A 2,993-nucleotide genomic window follows, 5' to 3' on the forward strand; every position below is an offset into this window, starting at 1 on the left:
GAAAAAGGATTACTAGACAATGTTTGTGTTTTTCAATATTTTAAATTGTAGAACCACGCGAAGTGATTCGCGCGGGAGCGGGGGGTCTGATGAAGCTAAGTGGGTAAATGCTCAGAATATAGGTATTAATGGCGGTATGGCTTAATCAAAGAAATATGAAAACATTTAATAAACGCAGTCATTTTAGGTTTATTTGGAGCAGTCGCGGTAACCTTATTTTTTGCATTACAATGGCCTACTTGTGTCATATTCTTATTTTGGATGAGTTAATATCTTTTTATTAAATCTATTAAAAAGTTAATTTCAATTTTTATTCAAATTGTTTTAGAGGTAATTATGAGTGCTTTTCAGAAATAAATACCTAATCTTATTAGTGGTCTTTTTACTGTTTTTTCTTTTAAACTTATTGAATTGTCGACATTATAAAAGACGATGTATATATGTTAAATACTGTTACTGATATTACTTTGCGCTAAACAATAATTAATTAACAAAATGACTTTGATTCTAAATACAAAAATTAATTAGATCTGCCTAAATTGAAACCTACACCTATAAAAAATCTTACTTTATTAATACTATTAACCCAGGAAAAATCTAGATGTACAGGACCAAACAAAGAATCATATGAAAAGGTTGTTCCAGAAGATAATAGCAAACTAGGTTCTAGCGAGTCTTGCCATTTACCTTTTATTTTATAAGAATTCTCAAAAAAATCCTTAAAGCTATTAAACCCTACTGCTGCGGCATTTAAATGAGGAGTTATATAAACTTTATTAATTCCAGTTTTGATTTGTAAGCCTAAATTTAAATTTATGAACTGACTAGCTATTAGTTCTCCTTCAAATAATCCTGGAAATACAAAATTGTCATTTCTAGGTTGTAATGAAATTCCTCCTAAAAAATATTTTGCTCCTACTCCATAATTTGTAAAAGAAATATCGTTATCTTTTCTATTGTCTTGAAATGTAAAACCAGTTGTTGCTCCAATAATAACAGTAGTTTTACCATTTGAAAAAAATCTTTTTTCAAATTCAAATTTTAACTTACTAAAATTATTTGTAGAACCATTAATATTAGAATGAGTAGAATTATAAAAATCAACAGCTATATCTGTTAATAATGAGCGACTTAAAGTGCCCTTTAAAATAGTGCCGCTAGTAGCAAAAAATACTTTGTTAAAACTATTTTGAACATAATGAAAATCCATTTCCATAGTTCTGTAATTATATTTACTTAATTCAAATACATTATTATTATATTGAGGATTAAATTTAGGTTTTAAAGTTGTGTTTTGATAAGTAATACCAATACCTACATAATTTTTTAAAGAATTAATATTTCTATTAATTTGATTGTTGAAATCAAAAAAGCGATATTTCATATTTTCTACACTTTCTCCATTAATAAAAATATCTTGTTCTATTTGTTGTCCTAATAACTCTGATCTCCACCACCATTCCCTATCAGAACCAAAATTTTTTTGATGTTGAATTCTAAATCTCGGTGCTTCAGCAATATCTAAAGTTACAAATGTGCGAGAGGCAGCACCTATAACATTTCTGCCAGTATAATTTACAACTAACCCTATACCGTGGTAATTGTCATAATGAATAGCCCCATTTATTTGATTTTTAGATTTTTCAAAAACATTTAATTGTAATCCTCTTTTATTTTTTGTTGTTAAAGATGTAAATGTTATATGGCTAAAAATGGTTGTCCCCATAGTTCTATTTATACCATTTAAAATATCTTGTTTTGTATAACTTTTATTTGTTTTAATGTTTGTTCTTGCTTTTACTAACGCAAGATTATATTTACTTATGTTATTATAAACAATGGTATCTAAAATAATTTCTTCATTTACAATTGGTAATTTATGTTCTAATTGTTTAAACTCTTTTATTTTTTTTGATAAATTAATAAGTGCATTTAAATTTAAATTTGTCGCAATTTTGCCCTCTTCATATATTTCTTCGCTCTTAGAAAAGTCACCAGTTGAAAATGAAAGATATGATGTATGGTCAATTAATATATCGCATAAAGCTCTATTTTCAGGGTTCTTTAGGTTACTATGCAACATTCCTGTTTGAAAAAGCAATGTTGTTATATTGTCTAATTTTTCTTTCGGTTCCATTCCACCTCCAACATCACTCCCTATAATATAATCTACATTTAATTTTTTTGCTACATCAACAGGAAAATTATTAAGGACACCTCCGTCAATCAAAAGTGTATTTTCGTATGGCACTGGTATAAAAGCTCCAGGAATAGACATACTAGCCCTCATTGCAAAAGCTAAATCACCTTTATCAAGAACAACTTCTTTTCCATTCACAATATCTGTCGCAATAGCTCGAAATGGGATGGATAATTTATCAAAATTAGTGTTTGTATAAACAGGGTAGGTTAAATCTGCAAGAAAGGTTCTAAGATTTTGATCATTCAAAAGAAATGGAGTTAATTTTATTTTACCATCCTTAGCTCCCATGCCAATTAAATATCTTCCAAATTCTGTTTTTTCTTCAACACTAACATTATTTAAAGACACATTGCCTCCAATTAGGTTGTCCCAATTTGCTGTTTTTGCAATGTGAGCTATACTATCTCCAGAATACCCCATTGCATATAAACCTCCTACAATACTTCCCATACTATTACCTACTACTAAATCAGGAACAATACCTAAAGAATCAAGCATTTGTAAGACTGGTATATGTGCTATACCTTTTGCACCACCACCGCTTAATATTAATGCTATTCTTGGCTTTTTATTTTCATTTGGATTTTGTGCAAGTAAAATATGAGAACAGACAAGTATTAGTGCGAGAATAAATGTTATTTTTTTCATTCTTCAAATATAATTTAATTTTACTTTTTATCATTTAATGGTATCTTTTGTACGTCTTCAAACTAAATTGGACTTTTGCTAAGAGAGTATTTAGTTAATAATTCAAAGATAAAAGATTTTTTTGATTAGTTGTTAATTTTGA

At 28.2% G+C, this 2,993-nt stretch carries 1 protein-coding gene; it reads right to left on the reverse strand.

Annotation, left to right across the window (positions count from 1 at the left end):
- Nucleotides 1-520 precede the first annotated feature (520 nt).
- A complete protein-coding gene (locus tag BP92_RS0113575) occupies nucleotides 521-2,851 on the reverse strand; it encodes a patatin-like phospholipase family protein (protein WP_026726526.1) in 2,331 nt (776 codons plus the stop codon).
- Nucleotides 2,852-2,993 lie beyond the last annotated feature (142 nt).

Origin of the sequence: Flavobacterium sasangense DSM 21067 (assembly GCF_000686885.1) — a bacterium.
Taxonomy (GTDB): Bacteria; Bacteroidota; Bacteroidia; order Flavobacteriales; family Flavobacteriaceae; genus Flavobacterium; species Flavobacterium sasangense.

Bases quoted from the DNA above. Each gene is read 5' to 3' on its own strand.
- BP92_RS0113575 (WP_026726526.1), bottom strand. From the start codon at position 2,851: ATGAAAAAAATAACATTTATTCTCGCACTAATACTTGTCTGTTCTCAT.